Origin of the sequence: uncultured Campylobacter sp. (genome assembly GCF_938045535.1) — a bacterium.
In the GTDB taxonomy this organism is placed as follows: Bacteria; Campylobacterota; Campylobacteria; order Campylobacterales; family Campylobacteraceae; genus Campylobacter_B.
Genome location: NZ_CALIMQ010000149.1, coordinates 1 through 1,212, shown reverse-complemented (window position 1 = coordinate 1,212; position 1,212 = coordinate 1). Strand labels below are relative to the sequence as shown.

Genomic DNA, 1,212 nt, shown 5'->3' with positions numbered 1-1,212 from the left:
TTCTCCATCACCGGTCGTGGTACTGTTGCCACAGGCCGTATTGAAACCGGTGTATGTAAGGTAGGTGATGAAGTTCAGCTCCTTGGTCTCGGTGAAGACAAGAAGTCAGTTATCACTGGTGTTGAGATGTTCCGTAAGATTTTGGATACAGGTGAAGCTGGCGATAACGTAGGTGTTTTATTGCGCGGTACTAAGAAAGAGGAAGTAGAGCGCGGTATGGTTTTATGCAAACCAAAATCGATCACTCCTCATACTAAATTTGAGGGCGAGGTTTATATCCTAACTAAAGAAGAGGGCGGACGCCATACTCCATTCTTTAATAATTATAGACCGCAGTTTTACGTTCGTACGACAGATGTTACCGGTTCGATTACTCTTCCTGAGGGAACCGAGATGGTAATGCCTGGCGACAACGTTAAAATTACCGTTGAGCTAATTGCTCCGATTGCTCTTGAGCAAGGTACTCGCTTCGCGATTCGCGAAGGCGGTCATACAGTAGGCTCAGGCGTCGTTTCGAAAATCATCGCTTAATTTTTTGCAAGCGGAATTTTAAAATTCCGCTTGCTTTTTTATTCAAGGAAACCAAATGGCAAAGAATTCAAGTAGAGTAAAGGTCGGATTAAAATGCTCCGAAAGTGGCGATATTAACTATACTACTTATAAAAACAGCAAAACTACGACCGAAAAACTAGAACTTAAAAAATATTGCCCTAGATTAAAAAAGCACACACTTCATAAAGAAGTAAAGTTAAAAGGCTAATTGTTATAGGGCAATAGCTCCAACGGTAGAGCGCCGGATTCCAAATCCGATGGTTGGGGGTTCGAATCCCTCTTGCCCTGCCACGAGGATTGGGTATGGAAAAAGTAAAAGAGTATTATAAACAAGCAAAAGTAGAGTTAGATAAGGTAATTTTCCCGACTAAAGATCAAACTAAAACAGCATATATCTCTGTGGTCGTCGTAGTCGTAGTTATCGCACTGTTTTTAGCGCTAGTGGATCTGATTATGTCCGCTTTAATAACGGCTTAAGCAAGGATACAATATGGCAAATAAATGGTATGCGATACAAACTTACGCCGGCAGCGAGATGGCGGTAAAGCGCGCGATAGAAGCGCTAAAGCAAGACGAAGCGCTTGAGGCTAAGATCGGCGAAGTGCTTGTGCCTACCGAAGATGTTATAGAGGTCAAAAATACAAAGCAAACCATTAAAGA

The 1,212-nt window shown here is 42.3% G+C and carries 4 protein-coding genes and 1 tRNA gene; all 5 read left to right on the top strand.

What is annotated here, in order from left to right:
- On the top strand, positions 1–531 hold a 531-nt coding region (locus Q0095_RS04790), incomplete at its 5' end, for an EF-Tu/IF-2/RF-3 family GTPase (protein WP_297881857.1).
- Between the two features lie 55 nt (positions 532–586).
- On the top strand, positions 587–760 hold the full coding sequence (gene rpmG / locus Q0095_RS04785) for a 50S ribosomal protein L33 (protein WP_005872634.1): 174 nt from the start codon (positions 587–589) through the stop codon (positions 758–760).
- A gap of 7 nt (positions 761–767) precedes the next feature.
- Positions 768–843, top strand: a tRNA-Trp gene (locus Q0095_RS04780).
- A gap of 12 nt (positions 844–855) precedes the next feature.
- Positions 856–1,029: a preprotein translocase subunit SecE gene (gene secE / locus Q0095_RS04775; protein WP_005872632.1), complete on the top strand. Its 174-nt coding sequence runs from the start codon at positions 856–858 to the stop codon at positions 1,027–1,029.
- A 13-nt stretch (positions 1,030–1,042) separates the two neighbouring features.
- Positions 1,043–1,212: transcription termination/antitermination NusG family protein (locus Q0095_RS04770; protein ID WP_297881859.1), on the top strand; the 170-nt coding region annotated here is incomplete at its 3' end.